The sequence below is a fragment of the Silvimonas soli genome (genome assembly GCF_030035605.1).
Taxonomy (GTDB): Bacteria; Pseudomonadota; Gammaproteobacteria; order Burkholderiales; family Chitinibacteraceae; genus Silvimonas; species Silvimonas soli.
In genome coordinates, this window is record NZ_CP106736.1 from 1,066,224 (window position 1) to 1,089,136 (window position 22,913).

At 57.4% G+C, this 22,913-nt stretch carries 22 protein-coding genes; 8 read left to right on the forward strand and 14 right to left on the reverse strand.

Annotated features, from left to right (window positions below):
• Window positions 1–18 precede the first annotated feature (18 nt).
• A complete protein-coding gene (adhP, locus tag N7220_RS04905) occupies window positions 19–1,041 on the forward strand; it encodes an alcohol dehydrogenase AdhP (protein ID WP_283150346.1) in 1,023 nt (340 codons plus the stop codon).
• A gap of 111 nt (window positions 1,042–1,152) precedes the next feature.
• On the opposite strand, the gene N7220_RS04910 is transcribed toward adhP, so the two are convergent.
• The 10 genes from N7220_RS04910 to queA all read right to left on the reverse strand — a co-directional run bounded on the left by N7220_RS04910 (window position 1,153) and on the right by queA (window position 10,575).
• Complete coding sequence (locus N7220_RS04910) at window positions 1,153–1,923, reverse strand: flagellar brake protein (protein WP_283150347.1); 771 nt, start codon at window positions 1,921–1,923, stop codon at window positions 1,153–1,155.
• Between the two features lie 6 nt (window positions 1,924–1,929).
• On the reverse strand, window positions 1,930–2,520 hold the full coding sequence (locus N7220_RS04915) for an SCO family protein (protein ID WP_283150348.1): 591 nt from the start codon (window positions 2,518–2,520) through the stop codon (window positions 1,930–1,932).
• A gap of 59 nt (window positions 2,521–2,579) precedes the next feature.
• Window positions 2,580–3,272 (reverse strand): dethiobiotin synthase, encoded by a 693-nt coding sequence (gene bioD / locus N7220_RS04920; protein ID WP_283150349.1) that lies wholly within the window; start codon window positions 3,270–3,272, stop codon window positions 2,580–2,582.
• Window positions 3,272–4,159 carry a malonyl-ACP O-methyltransferase BioC gene (gene bioC / locus N7220_RS04925; protein ID WP_283150350.1) on the reverse strand — a complete coding sequence of 296 codons (888 nt, stop codon included), beginning with the start codon at window positions 4,157–4,159 and terminating at the stop codon, window positions 3,272–3,274. Before bioC ends, bioD begins: the two co-directional genes overlap by 1 nt.
• Entirely contained in the window at window positions 4,156–4,791 is a 636-nt protein-coding gene (locus N7220_RS04930; RefSeq protein ID WP_283150351.1) for a DedA family protein, read from the reverse strand. Before N7220_RS04930 ends, bioC begins: the two co-directional genes overlap by 4 nt.
• Before the next feature lie 175 nt (window positions 4,792–4,966).
• Window positions 4,967–5,902: a protein translocase subunit SecF gene (gene secF, locus N7220_RS04935; protein ID WP_283151403.1), complete on the reverse strand. Its 936-nt coding sequence runs from the start codon at window positions 5,900–5,902 to the stop codon at window positions 4,967–4,969.
• A gap of 19 nt (window positions 5,903–5,921) precedes the next feature.
• A complete protein-coding gene (gene secD, locus N7220_RS04940; RefSeq protein ID WP_283150352.1) occupies window positions 5,922–7,748 on the reverse strand; it encodes a protein translocase subunit SecD in 1,827 nt (608 codons plus the stop codon).
• Between the two features lie 56 nt (window positions 7,749–7,804).
• Window positions 7,805–8,140, reverse strand: coding sequence for a preprotein translocase subunit YajC (yajC, locus tag N7220_RS04945; protein ID WP_283150353.1), 336 nt, complete (start codon window positions 8,138–8,140; stop codon window positions 7,805–7,807).
• A 147-nt stretch (window positions 8,141–8,287) separates the two neighbouring features.
• Window positions 8,288–9,433 carry a tRNA guanosine(34) transglycosylase Tgt gene (tgt, locus tag N7220_RS04950; protein ID WP_283150354.1) on the reverse strand — a complete coding sequence of 382 codons (1,146 nt, stop codon included), beginning with the start codon at window positions 9,431–9,433 and terminating at the stop codon, window positions 8,288–8,290.
• Window positions 9,434–9,549: 116 nt separating this feature from the next.
• Window positions 9,550–10,575, reverse strand: coding sequence for a tRNA preQ1(34) S-adenosylmethionine ribosyltransferase-isomerase QueA (gene queA, locus N7220_RS04955; protein ID WP_283150355.1), 1,026 nt, complete (start codon window positions 10,573–10,575; stop codon window positions 9,550–9,552).
• Between the two features lie 206 nt (window positions 10,576–10,781).
• Between queA and aroQ the strand changes: the two genes are divergently transcribed.
• From aroQ to prmA, 4 genes are all read left to right on the forward strand, one after another.
• Entirely contained in the window at window positions 10,782–11,237 is a 456-nt protein-coding gene (gene aroQ / locus N7220_RS04960) for a type II 3-dehydroquinate dehydratase (RefSeq protein WP_283150356.1), read from the forward strand.
• A 53-nt stretch (window positions 11,238–11,290) separates the two neighbouring features.
• Window positions 11,291–11,746 carry an acetyl-CoA carboxylase biotin carboxyl carrier protein gene (gene accB / locus N7220_RS04965; protein ID WP_283150357.1) on the forward strand — a complete coding sequence of 152 codons (456 nt, stop codon included), beginning with the start codon at window positions 11,291–11,293 and terminating at the stop codon, window positions 11,744–11,746.
• A gap of 85 nt (window positions 11,747–11,831) precedes the next feature.
• Entirely contained in the window at window positions 11,832–13,202 is a 1,371-nt protein-coding gene (accC, locus tag N7220_RS04970) for an acetyl-CoA carboxylase biotin carboxylase subunit (RefSeq protein ID WP_283150358.1), read from the forward strand.
• Between the two features lie 169 nt (window positions 13,203–13,371).
• On the forward strand, window positions 13,372–14,265 hold the full coding sequence (gene prmA, locus N7220_RS04975; protein WP_283150359.1) for a 50S ribosomal protein L11 methyltransferase: 894 nt from the start codon (window positions 13,372–13,374) through the stop codon (window positions 14,263–14,265).
• 89 nt (window positions 14,266–14,354) lie between these two features.
• Here prmA and N7220_RS04980 read toward each other — a convergent pair whose 3' ends face one another.
• Window positions 14,355–15,728 carry an MATE family efflux transporter gene (locus N7220_RS04980; RefSeq protein WP_283150360.1) on the reverse strand — a complete coding sequence of 458 codons (1,374 nt, stop codon included), beginning with the start codon at window positions 15,726–15,728 and terminating at the stop codon, window positions 14,355–14,357.
• 135 nt (window positions 15,729–15,863) lie between these two features.
• On the opposite strand from N7220_RS04980, the gene N7220_RS04985 reads away from it, so the two are divergent.
• Window positions 15,864–17,111, forward strand: a complete 1,248-nt coding sequence (locus tag N7220_RS04985; RefSeq protein ID WP_283150361.1) for a DUF3426 domain-containing protein — start codon at window positions 15,864–15,866, stop codon at window positions 17,109–17,111.
• Between the two features lie 213 nt (window positions 17,112–17,324).
• Complete coding sequence (tpx, locus tag N7220_RS04990) at window positions 17,325–17,825, forward strand: thiol peroxidase (RefSeq protein ID WP_283150362.1); 501 nt, start codon at window positions 17,325–17,327, stop codon at window positions 17,823–17,825.
• A gap of 81 nt (window positions 17,826–17,906) precedes the next feature.
• Here tpx and N7220_RS04995 read toward each other — a convergent pair whose 3' ends face one another.
• Window positions 17,907–18,509 carry an NUDIX domain-containing protein gene (locus tag N7220_RS04995; RefSeq protein ID WP_283150363.1) on the reverse strand — a complete coding sequence of 201 codons (603 nt, stop codon included), beginning with the start codon at window positions 18,507–18,509 and terminating at the stop codon, window positions 17,907–17,909.
• Between the two features lie 121 nt (window positions 18,510–18,630).
• Here N7220_RS04995 and N7220_RS05000 point away from each other — a divergent pair, with 121 nt between their 5' ends.
• Window positions 18,631–19,386: a DeoR/GlpR family DNA-binding transcription regulator gene (locus N7220_RS05000; RefSeq protein ID WP_283150364.1), complete on the forward strand. Its 756-nt coding sequence runs from the start codon at window positions 18,631–18,633 to the stop codon at window positions 19,384–19,386.
• A gap of 24 nt (window positions 19,387–19,410) precedes the next feature.
• Here the strand turns inward: N7220_RS05000 and kdpE are convergent, their stop codons facing one another.
• Both kdpE and N7220_RS05010 read right to left on the reverse strand, forming a co-directional pair.
• On the reverse strand, window positions 19,411–20,106 hold the full coding sequence (gene kdpE / locus N7220_RS05005) for a two-component system response regulator KdpE (protein ID WP_283150365.1): 696 nt from the start codon (window positions 20,104–20,106) through the stop codon (window positions 19,411–19,413).
• Window positions 20,103–22,754 (reverse strand): sensor histidine kinase, encoded by a 2,652-nt coding sequence (locus N7220_RS05010; protein WP_283150366.1) that lies wholly within the window; start codon window positions 22,752–22,754, stop codon window positions 20,103–20,105. Before N7220_RS05010 ends, kdpE begins: the two co-directional genes overlap by 4 nt.
• Between the last annotated feature and the right edge of the window lie 159 nt (window positions 22,755–22,913).

Genomic DNA, 22,913 nt, shown 5'->3' on the forward strand with positions numbered 1-22,913 from the left:
CAGGCAAGGAGTCTCATCATGCCGGTTTCCGCACGCGCAGCCGTGGTTCGCGAATTCAAAAAACCGCTCGAAATCACCCATGTCGATATCCCCGATCCAGGTCCAGGCCAGGTGCTGATCCGCCTGATCGCCTGCGGTGTGTGCCACACCGACTTGCACGCGGCCCATGGGGACTGGCCGGTGAAACCAACACCACCGTTTATTCCGGGGCATGAAGGCGTTGGCGAAGTCGTGCAGGTTGGGCCGGGCGTAAAACGCATCAAAAAGGGTGATATCGTTGGCTCGCCGTGGTTGCATGATGCGTGCGGCTGCTGCACTTATTGCGTCACCGGCTGGGAAACGCTGTGCGAAACCCAAAACAACACCGGTTATTCGGTGAACGGTGGCTTTGCCGAATACATGCTCGCCCCGGCCGACTACGTGGCCGTGATTCCGGAAGGGCTTGATCCTGCGGACGTCGCGCCGATTCTGTGCGCTGGCGTGACCACCTATAAAGGATTGAAAGAGACCGACGCCAAACCCGGTGACTGGGTCGCCATCTCCGGCATCGGCGGCTTGGGGCACGTCGCGGTGCAATACGCCAAGGCCATGGGTTTCAAGGTGGTTGCCATTGACCACGGCGCTGACAAACTGGCGCTGGCGAAAGAACTGGGCGCAGATCTGGCCTACGACTACGCCGACGCGGACATGGTGGCCAAAGTGCAGAAAGACACCGGTGGCGTGCACGGCGCGCTGGTTACTGCGGTATCGCCTGCCGCCTTCAAACAAGGTATCGATCTGTTGCGCCGTGGCGGCACGATTTCGCTGGTTGGTTTGCCACCGGGCACTTTTGAAACACCCATTTTTGACGTCGTGCTCAAGCGCATCACCGTTCGCGGCTCCATCGTTGGCACCCGCGAAGACTTGCGTGAATCACTGCAGTTTGCGGCAGACGGCAAGGTCAAAGTGCATTACAGCACAGCCAAACTGGATGAGATCAATGAGATTTTCGCCAAAATGGAAGCGGGCGAATTGCTGGGACGCGTGGTGCTGACCTTCTGACTCTTCAGATCAATCCATCCCTGACGGTTGCCACTTGTGGCTAACCCAAACAAATACCCCGCATCTAGCGGGGTATTTGTTTTATAGGGCGACTCAAAAGTAACCTTGCTCCTAGCGATCGACCAATGACTTACGCTCACGTTCAAGGTGCGCCAGCAAACGCTGCAGCATGGCTTCGGCGCTGCGGCCAATATTAAGAAAGCGGCAGCCGATATGATGCATTTCCTGCCCGGAACGCGTCATCATCACCCGGCGGGAACGCACTTCCAGATTCACCGGCATGTTGCCCCATTGCCCCAGCTCCAGTTCGGCTTTGGGCACCTTCTCACCTGGCTGAAGCATTGCCGCTTGAGTTGAGTTTGCCCACAGCCCCACGCCGCCGAGCGAAATATCGTGGACCTCAAGCGTGGCTCGCTGGTTACCTGCCAGGATTACTTCACAGGCCCACGGGCGGACCAACGGGGTATCAATCCGGAAAAATTCGCGCCTTTGCAGTTTTACGAGGTCACGCGGAAATGGAACCCTGAATGCAGGCGAGTCTTCAAATTCGACGATGTCTGGCTGGCCGATCACAAATTGCACCTTCACCCCATCAGGCATGGCCACCACGATATTTCGCTCGGATTTGGCCAGGGCGTCGTTGGTTGCCTGGTGACCGCCGACATCCAGGATCAGTTCGCGCTTGGCGACATCCACAGCCAGAATGCGCGACAGCATCAACTGCTGACCATGCGAAAAATAGATGGTCACGAAATCGCCCCGCTGCACCAACTGGCGCAAGACGGCTCCGATTTCCAGTACGTTGGTCAGCAAGAACGGTGATACGTCTTCGCCCTCTGCAATGGGGCTTTGCTGTTCTTGTTGGTTCTCAGGCTCGCTCATGCAAGCTTATTCCTCAATCAGGGTATTCAGGTCTTTCGCCAATACCGATGGCGCAGCACCGTAATTTTCCAGCACCCGCAGGCGCCCTTTTCTATCCAGTAAATAACTGCCCGCACTGTGATCCAGGGTGTAATCCGCACCTGAACCTTGTTTCTGGTACACCACTTTATAACGCGCGGCGACCTCCGCCACTTGTTGTGGCGTGCCGGTCATGCCAATAAATCCGGGGTTAAACGCCGGCACATATTGCGCCAGTAACGCCGGGGTGTCCCGCTCCGGGTCCAGCGACACAAACAGGACTTGTACCTGCGACGCCTTGCTGCCCAGTGTTTTCATGACCGCCGCGTATTCTGCCATGGTGGTTGGACAAACATCCGGACAATGGGTGTAACCAAAAAACAGCGCCACGACCTTGTCATTGAAATCCGCCAGACGTCGGGCTTTGCCGTGATGGTCCACCAGCGTGAAATCACCGCCAAAGTCTACCCCGGTAATATCGGTGCCCTCGAATGCGACTTTAGAACAGCCAGTCAACAAAGAGAGTGCTATCAGAACCGCGAATATCGCAGGCCGTAAAAAACCAGAGAGTTTTTTCATTGGGTGGTCCGACTATGTCGCCCGCAAGTTTGCGCCACGCGAAACCCTGACACAAGTGTTCAGCAAAGAAAATGCAGCGCCGTCGTTGGCAAGCAGCCTTGCTCGGCTGCGGCAGCATACTCGATCTGCCCTAATAGCGGGGAACGCAGCGCCTTTTGCAAGGTTTGCAGGTTATCCTCGTAGCGTGACATGGCCGGATCAACCCGGTTGGCGATCCACCCCGCAAACTGGAGCCCGCTCGCCTCTATGGCCTGCGCCGACAGAAGCGCATGGTTGATACAACCCAAACGCATCCCCACCACCAGAATCACCGGAAAGCCCAACGCTTTAGCCAGATCAGCCATCATGGCGGACTCGTTTAGCGGTGCATACCAGCCGCCAGCACCTTCCACCAGCACCACATCTGCCTGCTGCTGCAAGGCCGCGGAGCATTGCAGCAGATGTGGCAAAGAAACGTCAATTCCCGCTTCGCGAGCGGCCAGATGCGGGGCGATTGGCGGCATGAAGCGGTAGGGATTCACCAACTGGTGGTCTGCCTGCACGCTAGAGGCTGCGGCATGCGCGGCAACGTCAGCATTCCACATAAAAGAATGACCATCTACATCGCTACGCAGCTCACAACCTGACGCAACCGGCTTCATACCGATGGTTTGCTTGCCTGCTGCGTTAAAGGCTCTCAGCAACTGACAAGTGGCGACGGTTTTACCGACTTCGGTATCCGTGCCGGTAATGAAGTAACCCTGCGCGGCCATTAGCGTGCTCTCGGCCGGAATTCAATCACCTGACTACCATCGGCCAGTGTTCTGGCCGGCATGATTTCAGGTTTCCAGGCGTGGCCATAAACCACTTCGTAGGTTGCTGGCAGTTCGCCATCTCGCCTGAATTGCTCGTAATTGGCCACGACCCGCTGCCATGCCGTTTTGCCCATCATGCCGCTACGTCTGCCGCGCGTTGCGTTATGCGCGCCAATGCCTTTCAGGTCAGCGAGGATGGGTTTGAGTTCGGGATAGGTTAGCGTGATGTGTTCCATGTCCATCACTGGCGTAGCAAAGCCGCTATTCACCAGCGCATCGCCCAGATCGTGCATGTCGATAAACTGGTTCACATGGGTGTAGCCGTCAATGCTGGCAAAGGCCGAACGCAACTCTTTAAGGGTATCCGGGCCGAGCGTGGAGAACATCAGCAAGCCGCCCGGCTTGAGCACGCGCAGCATTTCGGCAAAGGCCGCATCCGGCACATTGCACCACTGCAAGGCCAGGCTAGACCAGATCAGATCAACCGAGTTGCTGGCCAGCGGCAGTGCTTCCAGATCGCCACATACCTGTACTGGCTTGCGACGGTCGAACATGGCCTTGATGCCACCACCACGTTGCTCACGTGCGATGCGCAGCATGCCGGGCGCCAGATCAAGTTCAATCAGCCGCCCTTCCGGATAACGTTCGCGCAGAATCGGACAGGCAAAGCCGGTGCCGCTACCTGCATCCAGCATGCGCTCTGGTTTGATGCGGATATAGTCCAGCCGTTCGGCCATGCGCTGGACGACTTCACGCTGCAATACGGCTGCGGCGTCATAGGTACTGGCTGCTTTGTCAAAAGCCGCGCGAACGGCGACTTTATCGGTGTAAAACGCTTCACTCATGCCTTACCCAGCTTGTGCCGTACCGCGCCGATGATCATCGGCAGGAAAGAAATACCAACAATGCAGATGATCATCACGGAAAGATTCTTCTTGATGAACTCGATGTTGCCAAAGAAATAACCCAGCGCCACCAGACCACCTACCCAAACCAGCGTACCGAATACGCTGAACGCCAGAAAGCGCAGATACGGCATCTTGCCCACACCTGCGACAAACGGTGCAAAGGTGCGCACGATGGGGATGAATCGCGCCAGCGTCACGGTCTTGCCGCCGTGGCGATCATAAAATTCATGCGTGCGCGTCAGGTAATCACGACGGAATATTTTTGAATTGGGATTGCTGAACAGCTTTTCGCCGATGGTACGGCCAATGATGTAGTTGGTGCTGTCGCCCAGGATAGCCGCCAGAATCAACGTCCCCGCCAAGAGGTATGGGTCCATGCCGCCCAGTGCCGCCACCGCGCCGCCCACAAACAGCAATGAATCGCCCGGCAGGAACGGAAAAACCACCAGACCGGTTTCGCAAAAGATCACCGCGAACAGCAGCGCATAAATGCCGGTGCCGTAGTTCTGCGCCATTTGCTGCAGATAAACGTCCAGGTGCAGAAAAATCTGGATCAGATTGAAGTCCATGGGGCGGGGAAGTCCTGTCTGGTTAGAGTGTGACACGCGCAGCCGGAATGGTACGGGTAATCACGGCACTTGTTAAATAAAACTGACTCAGAAAAAGACAACGCCGGCGCAAACAGCGCCGGCGTCATGATCTATTGCATTGCAGATGTGGCTTCAGACCACATCTGCGGGGCGGTTAGACCACTGCTTCCTGTTTGACTTTCACTGGCTTGATCATGTTGTCGCGGGTCACGCCAAACATCAGTAATAGTGGCGAAGCCACCAGCACCGATGAATAAATCCCGAACAAAATACCGATCGTCAGTGCCGAAGCAAACCCGTGCAATGCCGGGCCGCCGAAGATCAGCATAGACAACACCATCACTTCGGTCGAACCGTGAGTGATGATGGTCCGGCTCATGGTGGCGGTAATGGCGTTATCAATGATTTCCGGCACGCCCTTGCCGCGCATGTTGGGCTTGCGAAAGTTCTCGCGAATCCGGTCAAACACCACCACCGATTCGTTCACCGAGTAACCCAGCACAGCCAGCACCGCGGCCAGCACGGTCAGCGAGAACTCCCACTGGAAGAACGCAAAGAACCCGAGAATAATCACCACGTCATGCATGTTGGCGATGATGGCGGAGACCGCAAAACGCCACTCAAAGCGAATCGCCAGATAGGCCATGATGCCGACGCAAACCAGCGTCAGCGCGGTCAGGCCGTGCGACACCAGTTCATCGCCCACCGACGGCCCAATAAACTCAACCTTGCGGATTTGTACGTCCGGGCGGTCTTGCTTGAGCGTGTTCAGCACATCGTTAGATAGCTGGGCCGAGGTCTTGCCCTTGATGTTCGGGATACGCACCATCACGTCGCGGGTGTTACCCAGCGCCTGCACCTGAGCATCGCCGTACTTGAGCGAATCAACCTTGGTCCGGACCGAATTCAGATCCACTGACTGGCTGTATTGCATTTCGACCACCGTACCACCGGTGAACTCAACGCCCAGATTCAGCCCTTTGTGCACCAGAAAGAACACGGCCAGCAAGAAGGTCGCCAGCGAAATCGCCGTGGTGATCTTCCCGTAGCTCATGAACGGGATGTCGCGCTTTACATGGAAAAACTCAATCATTTTTTTCTCCCCCGCCTTATACAGCCAGCGTGGACAAGCGGCGACGGTAGCCGTAGAACAAGTTGATCAGGCCGCGGGAAACAAACACAGCGCTGTACATGGAGGTGATGATGCCGAAGCAATGCACCCAGGCAAAGCCGCGCACCGCGCCCGAACCGAAGATCAGCAGAGCCAGACCGGCGATCAAGGTGGTGACGTTCGAATCCAGAATGGTGGCAAACGCGTGAGCGTAGCCGTTCTGGATCGACATATGCGGGCTCATGCCGTTGCGCAGTTCTTCACGCACGCGCTCGTTGATCAGCACGTTGGAGTCAATCGCCATCCCCAGCGTCAGCGCAATCGCCGCGATACCTGGCAGCGTGAGCGTAACGCCCAGCATGGACAACAGCGCCAGCAGGAACATCAGGTTGGCGCTCAACGCAATGGCCGAGGACACACCGAACACGCGGTAATAGATCACCATGAATACGGCAATGGCGAGGAAACCATACATGGTCGACTCAAAGCCCTTCTGGATGTTTTCCTTACCCAGGCTTGGACCAACCGTGCGTTCTTCCACGATGTTCATCGGCGCGGCCAGCGAACCGGCACGCAGCAGCAGCGCGGTGTCGTTGGCGTCAGCCACCGTCATGGCGCCGGAAATCTGCACGCGACCACCACCGATTTCGCTACGGATCACCGGAGCGGTAACGACTTCGCCCTTACCCTTTTCTACCAGAATCATCGCCATGCGCTTGTTCACGTTGTCGTGAGTGAGCTGACGGAAGATATTGGCGCCGGTTGAATCCAGGCTGATCGAGACCGCTGGCTGGCTGTGATCGTCAAAACCAGGCTGGGCGTCGTTGATGCTGTCGCCAGTCAGTTCTACGTCTTTCTTGACCAGGATCGGGCTAGGTTGACCATTGCGACCACGTTCGGTCATCAGTACCGTGCCATCCGGAACGTTACCAGCCAGCGCTTGCTGAAGATGCGATTGGTCATCGTCCACCAAGCGTACTTCCAGCGTGGCGGTACGACCCAGAATATCCTTGGCCTTGGCGGTATCCTGCACACCAGGCAGTTCGACCACAATGCGGCCTTCACCTTGTTGCTGGATCACCGGCTCGGCCACACCCAGTTCATTCACGCGGTTATGCAGCGTGGTGATGTTCTGCTTCACTGCATCGTTCTTCAGTTGCAGTAAAGAGGCTGGCGTGAAGGTCAACGTCACGGAGTAGTTGTTCGGGTCTTTGGCTTCGGTCAGTGCCATATTCGGCAGGGCTTTGCGCAGCGCGTTGGTGGTGTCATCCACCGTTTGTGCGTCACGCAATTGCACGACTACGCTGTCGCGCAGGCGATCGATCTTGCCGTAGCGGATTTCTTTGTCGCGCAGTTCGCGGCGCACGTCACCGGCGGTTTTGTCCAGCGACTTGCTGACCGCAGCATCCATGTCCACTTCTAGCAAGAAGTGCACACCACCGCGCAAATCCAGACCCAGCGACATCGGCTTGGCACCAATGGCCACCAGCCATGCCGGTGTTTGCGGCACCAGATTTAGCGCCACGGAGTAATCGTCGCCCAGCGCGGACTGGATGGCATCCTTGACCTTGAGCTGGGTTTCAGTATCTTTGAAGCGCAGCTTGACCGAATTGGCATCGCTCAGCACAGCTTCTGGGGTAAACCCGGCCTTGGTAGCCAAAGCCGTTACGCGATCTTGCAGCGCGGCATCCACCTTGACGGTGGCCCGGGCACTGGAAATCTGCACTGCGGGGCTTTCACCGAAGAGATTCGGCAGGGTGTAAAGCACCGCCACCACAACGGTGACGATGATCAGCAGGTACTTCCACACGGGATAACGGTTCATGTTCAGAGCCGGTAATGACAAGCGGCAGACGATGCTGCCGCTTCTCGGGTTACGTTTTACTTATTGTTTTTGATCGTGCCTTTTTCCAGGCGCTGGGCAACTGCCGAACGCTGGATCAACACTTCAACACCGTCAGCCAGTTCAATCGTGAGATAAGCATCCGTTGCTTTGGCAACGCGTCCCAGCAAACCACCGGTAGTCACAATTTCATCGCCCTTTTGCACGGCTTGCAACATGGCTTGTTGCTCTTTGGCGCGCTTTTGTTGCGGACGAATCAACAAGAAATAGAACAGCACGAAGATGACGATCATCGGCGCGAAGGACAGCAGTCCTCCCATTGGGCCGGCGCTTGCGCCCGCATCAGCGGCGAAGGCAGAAGGGATCAGCTGCATGGCGGTTGATTTTCCGTATAAGTGTAAAACGATTAAAAAAGCCGCTTATTTTAGCCCGCGACCTGGATGAAATCCACAACGGGCCGTCCAAGCGGACATGCTACCAGGCCCGAAGTGGCCGGTAGCTCGCCTCTGACTGTCGTGTAATCAGTCAGTTCCTCGTGCCCGGTCAGCATGAAAACCGGTCACATAGGCGGGGAATGCATCTTGTTCAATGGCGGCGCGCATGTCTGCCATCAACACCTGGTAGTAGCGCAAGTTGTGGATAGTATTCAGTTGTGCGGCCAGAATTTCGCCCGAGCGGAACAAATGATGCAGATACGCCCGGCTGAAATTGCGGCAAGTGTAGCAGTCGCAGGTTTCATCCAGCACACGTTTGTCTTGCCGATGTTTGGCATTCTTGATCTTGATGTCGCCGTAGCGTGTAAACAACATACCGTTGCGCGCATTGCGGGTTGGCATCACGCAATCGAACATGTCGATGCCTTGCGAAACGCCAAAAACCAGATCTTCCGGCGTACCCACACCCATCAGATAACGCGGCTTGTTCACCGGCAACTTGGGGCCGGTGTACGCCAGTACGCGGTAAAACTCTTCGCGTGGCTCGCCTACGCTCAGGCCGCCAATGGCCATGCCGTGAAAACCGATGTCATCAAGACCCGCCAGCGATTCGTCACGCAGGTCTTCATACATGCCACCCTGAACAATGCCGAACAGCGCGTTGGGGTTTTCCAGCCGGTCAAACTCATCGCGAGAACGCCGCGCCCAACGCGCCGACATCCGCATTGAATCCGCCGCCTCTTTATGCGTGGCCGGATACGGGGTGCATTCGTCAAAAATCATCACTACGTCGGAATTAAGCACGCGCTGGATACGCATGGATTCTTCGGGTGTGAGAAACAACTTAGTCCCGTTCACCGGGCTCTGGAATTTGACGCCTTCTTCAGTGATCTTGCGCAAATCGCCCAGGCTGAACACCTGAAAGCCGCCAGAGTCGGTGAGGATGGGCTTATCCCAGCCCATGAATTCATGCAGGCCACCAAACTGGCCAATTACTTCCAGCCCCGGGCGCAGCCACAGGTGAAAAGTGTTGCCCAGGATGATCTGCGCCGAGATTTCATTCAGATCTCGCGGGGTCATGGCCTTGACCGTGCCATAGGTGCCGACCGGCATGAACACCGGGGTCTGCACCACGCCATGATTCAGCGTCACCTGACCACGGCGAGCACCGCCGCTGGTGGTTTTCAGTTCGAACTGCAAGCCATCAAGTGCTTGCTGAGTGTGTTGGGACATATATATACATACCTCTCGCTATCGGAAAACAGTCCGATGCTTGATCAAAAATCAGCACAAGCCAGCTGCCTGCGCCGCGCTGGCCACACCCGGGCCAACAAGCAAAACCCATGATTCTACAGGGATTGCCGCTCCAGCAGCATGGCGTCGCCATAACTGAAAAAACGGTATTCGTGCGCAACGGCGTGCTGATAAGCGTTCATCATGGTGTCGTGACCGGCAAACGCGGCCACCAACATCAACAGCGTGGACTTGGGCAGATGGAAGTTGGTCACCAACCGGTCCACCACGCGGAACTGATATCCGGGCGTAATGAAGATATCGGTATCGCCTTCTGGTTGCGCCAGAAAGCCCTGCTGGCTGGCAGCTTCCAGTGCGCGCAATGAAGTCGTGCCCACCGCGATGATGCGTCCGCCTTCAGCCTTGGCCTTTTGCAGCAGCGCCACCGTTTCTGGCGAAATGGCGTAGCGCTCGAAATGCATTTTGTGCTCTGCCACGTTCTCCACCCGCACCGGCTGGAAAGTACCAGCGCCCACATGCAGAGTCAGAAACGCGGTTTGCACACCTTGCGCGCGCAGTTGTTCCAGCAACGTATCGGTAAAGTGCAGCCCGGCGGTCGGGGCCGCCACAGCGCCTGGGTCGCGGGCATAAACGGTTTGATAGCGTTTGGCGTCTTCCTCATCGGGCACGTGGGTGATATACGGCGGCAGCGGTAACAAGCCTGCCGCATCCAGAATCTCCAGCACCGATGCTTCTGCATCGAACTCCAGCAAGAACAGCTCGCCCTGGCGTTCAATCATGGTGGCAGCCCAGCCGCCATTGAAGATCAGTTTGCTGCCCGGCTTGGGCGACTTGGATGAACGCACGTGCGCGAGCGCGCGATGCGGGCCCAATACGCGTTCGATCAACGCCTCAATCTGGCCGCCGCTTTCTTTCTGCCCAAACAGCCGCGCCTTGATCACTTTGGTGTCGTTGAACACCAAAACGTCGCCTGCGCGTAAAAAGCCGGGAAGTTCGGCGAACGTGCGATCTTGCAGGGTGGCACCATCCACGTGTAGTAAACGGCTGCCACCGCGCTGTTCCGGCGGAAACTGGGCGATCAAATGCTCGGGCAAGTGGTAATCAAAATCAGATAACTGCATGGAAATACTCAGTAGTCGCTGTAACAAAGTTACGGCAGTATATCAGCAGCAAACGGTCGCAAGCCGCGCTGTGCTTCGTTAAAACACGTTTTCAAACGAGTGTTTTATCTTGCAAATTCTGCGAATTTCGTCGAATTTACTGGACAACACCCATCTGGCTCGGCAAACTCCCGCCGATGACAGGGAACACTCGATCCGGGGCGACCATGACGCAAGGCCGAAAAATACTGGTTCTGCACGGTCCCAACCTCAATCTGCTCGGGGTACGCGAACCGCAACATTATGGCGCCGATACACTGGCTGCCATCAATGCCCGTTTGATTGAACAAGGCGCCGCAGTGGGTGCCCTGGTTGAAACATTCCAGTCCAATCGCGAATTCGAGTTGATCGAACGCATTCATGCAACCTTGAACGACGGCACTGACTTCATTGTCATTAATCCGGCCGCGTTCACCCATACCAGTGTGGCGTTGCGCGATGCCCTTTCCGGCGTCAAAAAGCCTTTTGTGGAAGTACATCTTTCCAACGTTCACGCCCGTGAATCGTTTCGGCATCACTCGTTCTTTTCCGATCTCGCCGTTGGCGTGATCTGCGGCTTGGGCGCCAAAGGCTATGAATATGCCTTGGCGTTCGCGCTCAATCATTCCGTCAAGACGTCCTGAAGACGACGTCGTTGTCCCAAAACTAAATACATATCAAAGAAGGGTTGCCATCAATGGACTTGCGCAAACTCAAAAAGCTGATCGATCTCGTCGAGGAATCCGGCATTGCCGAGCTTGAAGTGACCGAGGGCGAAGAAAAAGTTCGCATTACCCGCGTGAATCAATCCCTCGCGCCAACTTACCTGACCCAGGCACCGCAGATCCAGTTGCCAGCCGGCGCCCCTGCGGCAGCTGCGGCACCGGTTGCGGCTGAAGCCGCTCCGGCCGTGCAAGAAGGCACACCGGTCAAGTCGCCAATGGTCGGCACGTTCTACCGCGCGCCAAGCCCTGGCGCCAAGAACTTCATTGAAATCGGCCAGCAAGTGAATGTCGGCGATACGCTGTGCATCATTGAGGCGATGAAGCTCTTGAACGAGATCGAAGCCGAAGTCAGCGGCACGGTTAAAGCCGTGCTGGTGGAAAACGGTCAGCCGGTTGAATACGGCGAGCCGCTGTTCATTATTGGATAATTCTGTGAGGTGTACGGCGCTGCAAAACTGGTCGATAACGCCAGCCAGGTTGCGCCAGATCTCTCACTTCTCACGGAGTTGAGCCATGTTTGACAAGATTCTGATCGCAAATCGCGGAGAAATTGCTCTGCGGATTTTGCGTGCATGCCGCGAAATGGGCATCAAGACCGTGGTCGTGCATTCTGAAATCGACCGCGAAGCCAAATATGTAAAGCTGGCCGATGAGTCGGTATGTATCGGCCCGAACCCGTCCGGTTTGAGCTATCTGAACGTACCGTCGCTGATTGCTGCCGCTGAAGTCACTGAAGCACAAGCCATTCACCCAGGTTACGGTTTTCTGTCGGAAAACGCTGACTTTGCGCAACGTGTAGAAGAATCCGGCTTTGTGTTCATCGGCCCCAAGCCTGAATCCATCCGCCTGATGGGTGACAAGGTTTCCGCCAAGAACGCCATGAAAGCGGCCAAGGTGCCGTGCGTACCGGGCTCAGATGGCGCGCTGCCAGACGACAACACCGAAGTTCTGAAGATTGCCCGCAAGATCGGTTATCCGGTGATCATCAAGGCCGCTGGCGGCGGCGGTGGTCGCGGTATGCGTGTGGTGCACGAAGAAAACGAACTGCTGCGTTCGGTCGAAATGACCAAGTCGGAAGCAGGCGCGGCCTTCGGCAACCCGACCGTATACATGGAAAAGTTTCTGGAAAACCCACGCCACGTGGAAATCCAGATTCTGGCCGATACCCACGGCAACGCCATTTATCTGGGCGAACGCGATTGTTCCATGCAACGCCGCCACCAGAAAGTGATCGAAGAAGCGCCGGCTCCAGGCATTACCGAAGCGCAACGCAAACGTGTGGGCGAAGCCTGCGCCGATGCTTGCCGCAAGATCGGTTATCGCGGTGCCGGTACTTTTGAGTTTCTGTTCGAAAATGGCGAGTTCTATTTCATTGAAATGAACACCCGCGTGCAGGTGGAACACCCGGTGACCGAAATGATTACCGGCGTGGACATCGTGCAAGAACAGATCCGCGTTGCTGCTGGCTTGAAGCTCAATTACACGCAAAAAGACATCAAGCTCAAAGGCCACGCCATTGAGTGCCGCATTAACGCCGAAGACCCGCTCAAGTTTGTACCGAGCCCAGGTCGCATCACCACGTGGCATACGCCGGGTGGCCCAGGCGTGCGGGTGGATTCACACGTGTACCAAGGCTATTTTGTTCCGCCAAACTACGATTCGATGATCGGCAAGATCATCACCTACGGTGACACACGCGAGCAGGCCATGGCCCGCATGCGTATTGCGCTGTCGGAAATGGTGGTTCAAGGCATCAACACCAATATTCCTTTGCACCAGCAATTGTTGCTGGATGCGGCCTTTATCAAGGGCGGCACCAGTATTCATTACCTGGAGCACAAAATGCCGGAAATCCGCGCATTGCTGGAAAATCAGATCGGCTAAACTGCCTCTGAATGGTGGTAATACAAAACGGAGCTACGGCTCCGTTTTGCTTTGTTAGCCAGCAAAAAATCTGCAACTTCGGGCAAAGCCCCTGTTGCATGTCGTAAATCGCGCTTTTCTTGCAGTGCTGAGCAATGCGAGAATGGTCATTTGGTTTTGAGGCAGCATCATGTCCTGGCAAGAACTTCGTATCGAAACAGATTCCCGGAATGCCGAGGCGCTGTCGGACGCCCTCTTCGATCTGGGCGCCCTGTCCGTGTCGATCGAGGACGCCACTGCGGGCACCGCCGATGAAAAACCCATTTTTGGCGAGCCGGGTGAACCGCTCGAACAACTGTGGGAAAAAAGCATCGTGGTGGCCTTGCTGGAAGATGGCGCAGCGCCAGAATTCATCGTGGCCGCAGCATGCAATAGCACCGGCATTGCCCACCCGCTGTACACCGTGCAGATCGTGGAAGAACAAGACTGGGTGCGTTTGACGCAATCGCAGTTTGATCCGATCCGCATTTCCGACCGGCTGTGGATTACACCCACATGGCACGAATCGCCCGATGCACGTGCGATTAACATCGTGCTTGATCCCGGTCTGGCGTTCGGCACCGGCAGCCATCCCACCACGCGGCTGTGCCTGAAATGGCTGGACAGCAATATCCAGCAAAGCGAAACCGTGCTGGATTACGGGTGTGGTTCCGGCATTCTGGCCATCGCCGCGAAGAAATTGGGCGCTGGCGACACACACGGCGTGGATATCGATGCGCAAGCGATGATTGCATCACGCCAGAATGCCGAGCAGAACAACGTGGAAATCTCGTTCTTCTTGCCCAACGAAGCACCCCAGCAGCAATACGACGTGGTGGTCGCCAACATTCTGACCAACCCGCTCAAAACGCTGGCACCGTTGCTGGCCGGGCGTGTGCGTGCCGGTGGGCACATTGCGTTGTCGGGCATTCTGGAAGAACAGGCCGATGAAGTCATGGCGATTTACGGCGTGTGGTTCACCTTCTTGCCGCCCGCTGCCGAAGAAGGCTGGGTGTGCTTGTCGGGTACGCGCAAACAAGGTTGATGGCCGTTCGCGTCATCCAGATAAAAGCCGGTCGCGTTTGCAACCGGCTTTTTTATTGCCACTCCAGGTGGACCAGCGCATCACCAGGCTCAACTCCGAACCGTCACAACACGCCCGGCCAGCCCAACATCCGTATCGGCTTCGTCCGCAACATCTGCCAGCAACGCGGGCAAGCGCAGCCCCAGCGTCACGCCGCGCAACGCCATGAATAGCATCAGTGCCAGCCACAAGCCGTGATTACCCATTAAGGGCAACAAGATCAGTGCCAGCACGATAAAACAGCCAAAACACAAGGCCATGCAGCGCATTAAATCGTGAGTGCGCGTGGCGCCAATAAACACCCCATCCAGCAAAAACCCCCAGACCGAGATCACGGGTGCCAGTACGGCCCAGGGCAAATAACGTTCGGCGGCAATGCGGATTGCGCTCTGATCTGTGAGCAAACCAATGATCGTCGGGCCAGCCAGGGCATAAACCACGCTGAAAATGAGAGCCAGCACGCTAGACCATAACAGGCTGATCTTGATCGCCCGCACCAGTTGATCGCGGCGGCGCGCGCCAATAGCTTCACCGGTCAGTGCTTCAATCGCATGGGCAAGGCCATCCAGCCCATACGCCATAAATGTCTGGAAATTCATCAACAAGGCATTGGCGGCCAGGATCACGTCGCTCTGCCTGGCACCGGCATGGGCAAACCAGCCAAAGCTGGCCAACAGCAACATGGTCCGAAAAAAGATGTCGCGATTGATTAACGCCAGGCGGCGTAGTGAGGCAGATTCAATCAGGCGGCGCCAGACCATGCCTGGCAAATCATGTGGCAGCAATCTGGATAACACCAGCACGCCAGCAATAAAACCCGCCAGGTCGGCACAGGCCGTGGCCCAACCGATACCGACAATCCCCCACCCCAACCCACGCACAAAACTGTAAACCGCGACGATATTGACCAGATTGATCAGCAACTGCAGCAACAAGGCCCAGCGCACCCGCTGCACGCCCAGCAAATAGCCCAGCACCACATAGTTGGCCAGCACCAGCGGAGCCGACCAGATGCGGGCATGCGCGTAGCTTGCCGCGTCACTTTGTACCGCCGGGCTACCGCCGAGCAACTTCAGCGCGAAGCCAATCAACGGCACCTGCAACAGCAAAATCGTCAGCCCGATCGCCAGCGCCAGCGACATGGCGCGTAAGAGGTTATCGCGCAGAGCAATGTCATCTCTGGCACCCCAAGCCTGTGCCACCAGACCCGTCGTGCCCATGCGCAAAAAGCCGAAACCCCAGAACACGAAGCTGAAAAACACGCCGCCCAAGGCCACGCCACCAATGGCGGATGCATCGGTCAAATGCCCGGCCATGGCGGTATCCACGGCGGCGAGCAAAGGTTGGGTCAGATTGGCCAGCGCAATAGGAAACGCCAGGCCAAGCACGCGGCGGTGGCTAACGCCGCTGACTGGATTGCTCATGATGCTGAGGCTCTGAGAAAGAATCCCGATGATGATCGCATATTCCGGGCGCTTCTTTGCATGCCTGCGTATTGCACGTAACAACATACTTGCGCAACCGTGACCGGTGTCAGGTTACAGGCTAGAATCGCGGCCATGAGCTACGTTACGCGCTGCCCCAACTGCCGCACCGCCTTCAAAGTAACCGAAACGCAACTGGCCGCCCATGGCGGCAAAGTGCGTTGCGGCAAATGTGCATTCATTTTCAATGCACGTGACAGCCTGGAACTGCAAGCCAGCACCGAAAAACCTGCGCCAGTGGTCGAACGCGCCGCGCCGCAAGTTGTTCCAACCCCTGTGGCAGCCGCTCCGGCACCAGTGAGCATCAGCGCACAACCTGCCGCCAAAGAATACGTTCCGGTTTTTGCGCCAGCGCCTGCCCCCATTGAGACACCGGCACCCAGCCCGGTTCCGGCGCCGTTGCTGGCACCGGCTCCATTGCCAACTCCTACGCCGGCAGCCGTCGCTCACACGCCGCAAGCTGCAATCGCACCTGACCTCGCCAAGACAATTACAGCGGCGCCGCAAGAGTCCGTGCAGGACTGGCTGGAAAATTCCTACGTTCAGGCGATTGCCGCTGTGGCAGCTGAAGCCGAAGCCACCGACTACGACGATTACGTTGCACCGCCTGTAGCAACTCCGACACCAGCGATTGAGCCGGTTGCATCAACTGCAACTGCGCCCGCCGCCGAGCCTGTCGCGCCGCCAGTTGCGGTCGAGCCTGCTCATGTTGTCGCAGAAGAAGAGCCAATTTTTACCGTGCCGCTGGAAACCTGGTCTGCCCAGGCCAGTGAGCGTGGTGAAGGTTATTTCCCGATTCGTACCGCAGAAGACGATGCATTGCTGGCGTTGCCACCTGCAAGGCCCAAGTGGCATTACGCCGCATTGCCCGTGGCTGTGCTGCTGATTCTGTTATTGGTGTTCCAGGCAGGAATCCGCTATCGCAATGAGTTGAGCGTCAACTTCCCGTGGTTGCGTCCGCCGCTGACTTCCGTTTGCCAGCTGTTTGGTTGTGACCTGCCGTTGCCACGCAATGCCAGTCTGCTGCGTTCGGACTATTCCGAGCTGATCTTTGTACCAGATCATCCAGAGTTGATTCAGCTATCGGCATCTCTGCGCAATCTGGCCGCTTATGATCAGGCCCTCCCATCGCTGGAGCTGACCTTGACCAACGCGCAAGAAGAAGTTGTGGCAAAGAAGGTGTTTACTGCCAAAGACTATCTGGTTGCCAACGAGAAAAAACGTAGCGCCCTGGCCACCAATGACGAATTGCATGTTTTCCTGCAACTCAATGCTGCGGGTCTGAATGCCAGTGGCTACTCGTTGTACTGGTTTTATCCATAAACGGTGCCAATTCGCCTTGGCGATCTTCGACCGATGGAAGTTGATCCGCGTTTACGCTTGAAAATCCCGCCGCACGACCTCATCTGTTGAGCGGTCTGCCTTTGCACAAAGCAAACAGACATCTACAACAAAAAAACCAGCAACATCTACAAAGACCACCCGGCCAACTTCGCGTTGGTCGGGCATTCCACACAGGCAATTCAGGAGATACCCATGTCCCAAGTAACTCTCGGCGGCAATCCCGTTCCGGTGAATGGCTCGCTGCCCGCCGTTGGTAGCCAGGCAAAACCATTTTCACTGGTTGGCAAGGATCTGGCCGACGTGACGCTGGCCAACTTTGCTGGCAAAAACAAAGTACTGAATATTTTCCCGAGTGTGGATACCCCGACTTGCGCCATGTCTGTACGCAAGTTCAACGAATCCGCCTCCAAGCTGAATAACACTGTCGTGTTGTGTATCTCCGCCGATCTGCCGTTTGCTCAAGCCCGTTTCTGCGGTGCCGAAGGCCTGGATAACGTGCAAACCCTGTCGCTGATGCGCGGTCGTGAATTCCTGAATGATTACGGCGTCGAGATCGCTGGCGGCCCGCTGGTTGGCGTAGCTGCGCGTGCCGTTGTGGTGCTGGATGCCAACGACAAAGTGCTGCATACCGAACTGGTATCCGAAATCGCTAACGAGCCAGACTACGCTGCTGCATTGGCCGTGCTGGCCTGATCAAACTGGATTATCGGGCAGCCGTACTGCGACTCGCCCAATCAATCAGCCAAACGCCCGTCTCAACTTGAGCGGGCGTTTTTATTTGCTGGCCCGCACCTCGGCAAACAGATGCAACGCCGCATATTGCAGCAACATGATGGTCTTGCCATCGACGATTTCGCCATCCGCCATCATTTGCATTGCGTTGGCAAAGGTGAGCTCCAGCACCTCGATATCCTCACCTTCTTCCGCCAACCCGCCACCGTCGGCCACTTTGTGCGAAGCATCGTATTGCGCCACAAAGAAGTACAGCTTCTCGGTGACGGAGCCGGGGCTCATGAAGGCCTCGAACACTTTGCGCACGTTTTGCACGCGATAGCCGGTTTCTTCTTCCACCTCGGTGCGAATACGCTCTTCGGGCGAAGCCTGATCCAGCAAACCGGCCGGGGTCTCGATCAGCATGCCGTGATAACCGTTTACATACGTCGGCAAACGAAACTGCCGCGTCAGCACCACTGTCCTGCGCTGCGGATCGTATAACAGCAAGGTTGCGCCGTTGCCTCGGTCATAGGTTTCGCGACTTTGGCGCTGCCACTGACCATTGGCGCGCTGAAAGTCGAAAGTCGTTTTCTTCAGCACATACCAGTCGTCCGATAACACCTTCACATCGACGATTCTTACCTTGTTTGCTGTATCACTCATTGCCTCACCCTTGTGCAGAGCCATTGCCCTTTTGAGCATGAGCCATTAAGCTATCATGCAGTTTCGTGCAATAACAAGATTTTTCGTGCAAACAAGAAATCGGTAACCGGATATCCAGACCATGCTCACCCGTCAGCGCAAACAACATCTGCTCGCCGTTCTGAAGCGGGACGGCCAGATTCAGGCCAGAGCCATCAGCCAGGAACTGGGTTTGTCGGAGGACACCATCCGCCGCGATTTGCGCGAACTGGCAGCAGAAGGATTGTTGCAACGGGTGCATGGTGGCGCCCTGCCCGCTTCGCCAGCGGTGGGTGATTTTGCCCAGCGTCAGCAAATTGCCTCAGCAGCCAAAGCCGCCATTGCCAAGGCGGCGGCCGGGCTGATCAGTGACGGGCAAATTGTGATCCTGGATGGCGGCACCACCGCCGTGCAGTTGGCGCGCTCGCTCCCTGCGACATTGCGCGCGACGGTGGTCACACACAGCCCGAGCGTGGCGGTAGAACTGGTCCAGCATGCGGGCGTAGATGTGGTCATGATCGGCGGCCGGCTGTTCAAGCATTCCATCGTCAATGTCGGCGCGGCCGCGCTGGAATCCCTGGCGCATATCCGGGCGGATATTTTCTTTATGGGTGTCACCGGCGTGCATGCCAGTGAAGGCCTGAGCACCGGCGATATGGAAGAGGCCTATATGAAGCGGGCATTGATGGCACGGGCGGCAGAAACGGTCGTGCTGGCATCGTCCGAAAAGCTCAACGCCGCTTCTCCCTACGTGATTGCGCCGATCACCGAAGCCAGCACCATCATCGTCGAGCGCGACACCAAGCCTGCGCTATTGAATGCGTTTATCAACGCCGGTACGCATATTCTGCTGGCGTGACCGCTCCACGCACCAACGGCCAAATTAACCGGCGATCAGCAAGCGATAACCCACGCCTGATTCAGTGAGCAGATGTCGGGGTTGCGCCGGTTCATCTTCCAGTTTCTGCCGCAGGTGCCCCATATAGATGCGCAGATAGTGGCTGTGTTCCACATAAGCAGGCCCCCACACCTCCAGCAATAGCTGGCGATGGGTAATCACCTTGCCCGCGTGGCGAATCAAGGTTGCCAGCAGACGGTACTCAATTGGCGTGAGGTGAATGGACTCGCCATTGCGGGTGACGGTGCGGGCGACCAGATCAATCTCCACTTCGCCCAGCGCGACTTTGCCATCGCCCGGCGCATCTTTGGCATGCCGCCGCAGCAATACCCGCACGCGAGCCAGCAATTCGTTCACGCCAAACGGTTTGGTCAAATAATCGTCCGCCCCGGCATCCAGCGCGGCGACTTTATCGCCTTCCTGGCTGCGCGCCGACAGCACCAGAATCGGCACCTCGCTGAAGGTGCGCAGCTCGCGAATCAGATCAATGCCATCGCCATCGGGCAGGCCCAGATCCAGCACCAGTAAATCCGGCTGGCGCGTTCCGGCCTCTATCAGCCCCTGGCGCGCCGTGCTGGCGTGATGTGTCTGCATGCCCGCCCCTTCCACGGTCATGGCCACAAAACGGGCAATCTGCGGCTCGTCTTCAATAATGACGATGGTGGCGCTCTGGCTGTTCATGCGATGGGGTCTTGTAGCAAATTTTCAGGGTCGGGCAATGCAGGCGGTGCGCGGCGTGGCAATGCCACGGTGAATACGGCCCCGCCACCTTGCGCGTTGGCGGCGGTTATCGTACCACCATGCGCCGCGACAATTGCCCGGCATAACGCCAGTCCCAAACCGACGCCTGCCGTCGCGGATTCAGTCTGGCCGCGCGTGAACTTGGAGAAAATCATCTCCTCGCGCCCCGGCGGCAAACCTGGACCGGTATCGGCCACCGTGATTATCAGTTTTTGCGGCGCGGCGCGAGCGGCGATAGTAATGGGCGTACCAAACGGCGTGTATTTGATGGCGTTATCCACCAGATTGACCAACACGCGCTCCATCAAAACGGCGTCGAACTCCACCAACGGTAGATCGGCCGGAATATCCAGTTGCACCGGGTGCTCGACCAGCCGCAATTCCAGCGAGCGCAGACTGGTGCCGACTACTTCTTCTACCGCCTGCCAATCCTGGCGCAAGCGTACTTCACCCGCCTGCAAGCGCGCCATATCCAGCAAGTTGTTCACCAGATCGTTCATGCGACGGATTTCACCGACCAGTTGATGCGCGATATCGCGGGCGGGCGGCGCAGCGTAAGGGCTTTCGGACAGCGTGCTGGCCAGCCCCAGCAATACGGTGATCGGCGTGCGTAAATCATGCGAGATGGCCGACAGCAGATGATTGCGCAAGCGCTCGCCTTCCATCGACACCAGCGCGTTCTGCGCCACTTCCACAAAGTGCACACGTTCCAGCGCCAAGCCGATTTGCGCAGCGCAAGTCTGCAAAAAACGCTTTTCTTCGCGGTCACCCAGCCAATCGCCCTTGGGGATCAGCGCCAGCACGCCGCGTACACGCATCGGGGCCGTCAGCGGCAGATAAAACGCTGTTGCGGCGGCGAGCGTACCAGTACCTTGCCCAGCCTCTTCACCATGGCGATAGACCCAGTCGGCTACGGCCAGATCGAGCGCCATGCCACCTTCCTGATGCAGTTGTTCGTCCATATCCGGCAAAGCCAGGCCGATATCGGTCTGAAAACGTGGCGCCAGATGCGCCAATGCCAGTTCCACCACTTGTTCGCGCATGAGCGCGCCGGACAGCGCTTGCGACAGCTCATACAACGCAGCCGTACGCCGCTCGCGTTGGGTGGCAATTTCCGCCTGAAAGCGCAGCCGCGCCGACATCTGACTCAGCGTCAGTGCCACGGTGAGCATGATGCCGAAAGTCAGCAAATATTGGGTATCGGCCACCGTGAACGACATCTTCGGTGGCACAAAAAAGAAGTCGAACGCCGCCACCGACAACAGTGACGACAGCGCCCCGGCAAAGCGGCCAAAGCGTACCGACACCAATAACACCGACAGCAGATACAACATGATGACGTTGGCCAGATCGAACACCTGGGTCAACTGGGCGGCAATGATCGTGCTGATACCGCACCCAATCAGCGCCCATACCGCGCCTTGCCAGCGGCGACCGATCACCGCCCACGGATCAATGCGCTCGACCGGCGCCGGGGCAACGCCGACAATTTGCACCGTGAGATTGGGCGACAAGCGCGCGAGCTTGGCAGCGTAGCTTTCGAGGATGTTGAGACGACGCGGCGGTTTGCCAATGACCACCGTCCCCATGTCGTGATCGCTGGCATAAGCGGCCAGCGCTTCGGGTACGTTCGGGCCGGGCAACATGGCCGTTTTGGCGCCCAGGCTTTCCGCCAGATCCAGATTGCGGCGCGCGCTGGCCAGCTTGGTGTTACTGCGCAACAGGGTGGGGGTTTCTACCGTTACCGCGCACCAGCTCACTTTCAACCGGCCAGCCAGCCGCGCGGTGTGGCGAACCAAAGTTTCACCTGCAAGCCCCGGTGCAATCGCCGCCAGCAGGGTTTCGCCCGGCGCAGAGCCCGCTGCAGGATGACGCCGCAACTCGGCATCGACCCGATCCGCCGTGCGCCGCAAGGCCAGTTCCCGCAGCGCAATCAGGTTGCCTTTGCGAAAGAACGAATCGCGCGCCCGCGCCACGTTACCCGGCAGATACACCTTACCTTCGTGCAGGCGCTTGAGCAGTTCATCCGGTGGCAAATCGACCAAGGCGATATCGTCAGCCGCATCAAATACCTGATCGGGTACGGTTTCGCGCACCCGCACGCCTGTGAGGCTGCCCACGATATCGTTCAGGCTTTCCAGATGCTGCACGTTCACGGTGGTGTAAACGTCAATCCCGGCAGCGAGGAGTTCTTCAATATCCTGCCAGCGCTTCGGGTGGCGGCTACCCACCACATTGCTGTGCGCCAGTTCATCGACCAGGATCAGTTGCGGCTTGCGCGCCAGCGCGGCGTCCAGATCAAACTCTTCAAAGGCTTTATCGCGATAAGTCAGCGTTCGCCGTGGCAGCAGGCTCAAGCCACCCAGCAAGGCGGCGGTTTCTTCGCGCTTGTGCGTTTCCACCAGCCCCACCAGCACATCCGCACCCTCGCGCTGGCGACTGTGCGCCTGGGTCAGCATCGCCCAGGTTTTGCCGACACCGGCGTTGGCACCAAAGAAGATTTTCAGCTTGCCGCGATGGGCAACGGCTTCATCGGCCTGCAATTCGGCAAGCAGTTGGTCAGGGTTGGGGCGCAGGTCGTCGGTCATGGTTTGTAGTGTAGGGTGGATTGGGCCTTGCCCCTAGAGGCATCCCCACAATGACACCGCACGGTCAAATGCGGTTTGCAGTTGGGTAGCGAAAATCCGTTACTGCCAAATGGACATTGAGACACAGAGCCGGCCGTTGCGATTAGCCGCAACGAGACT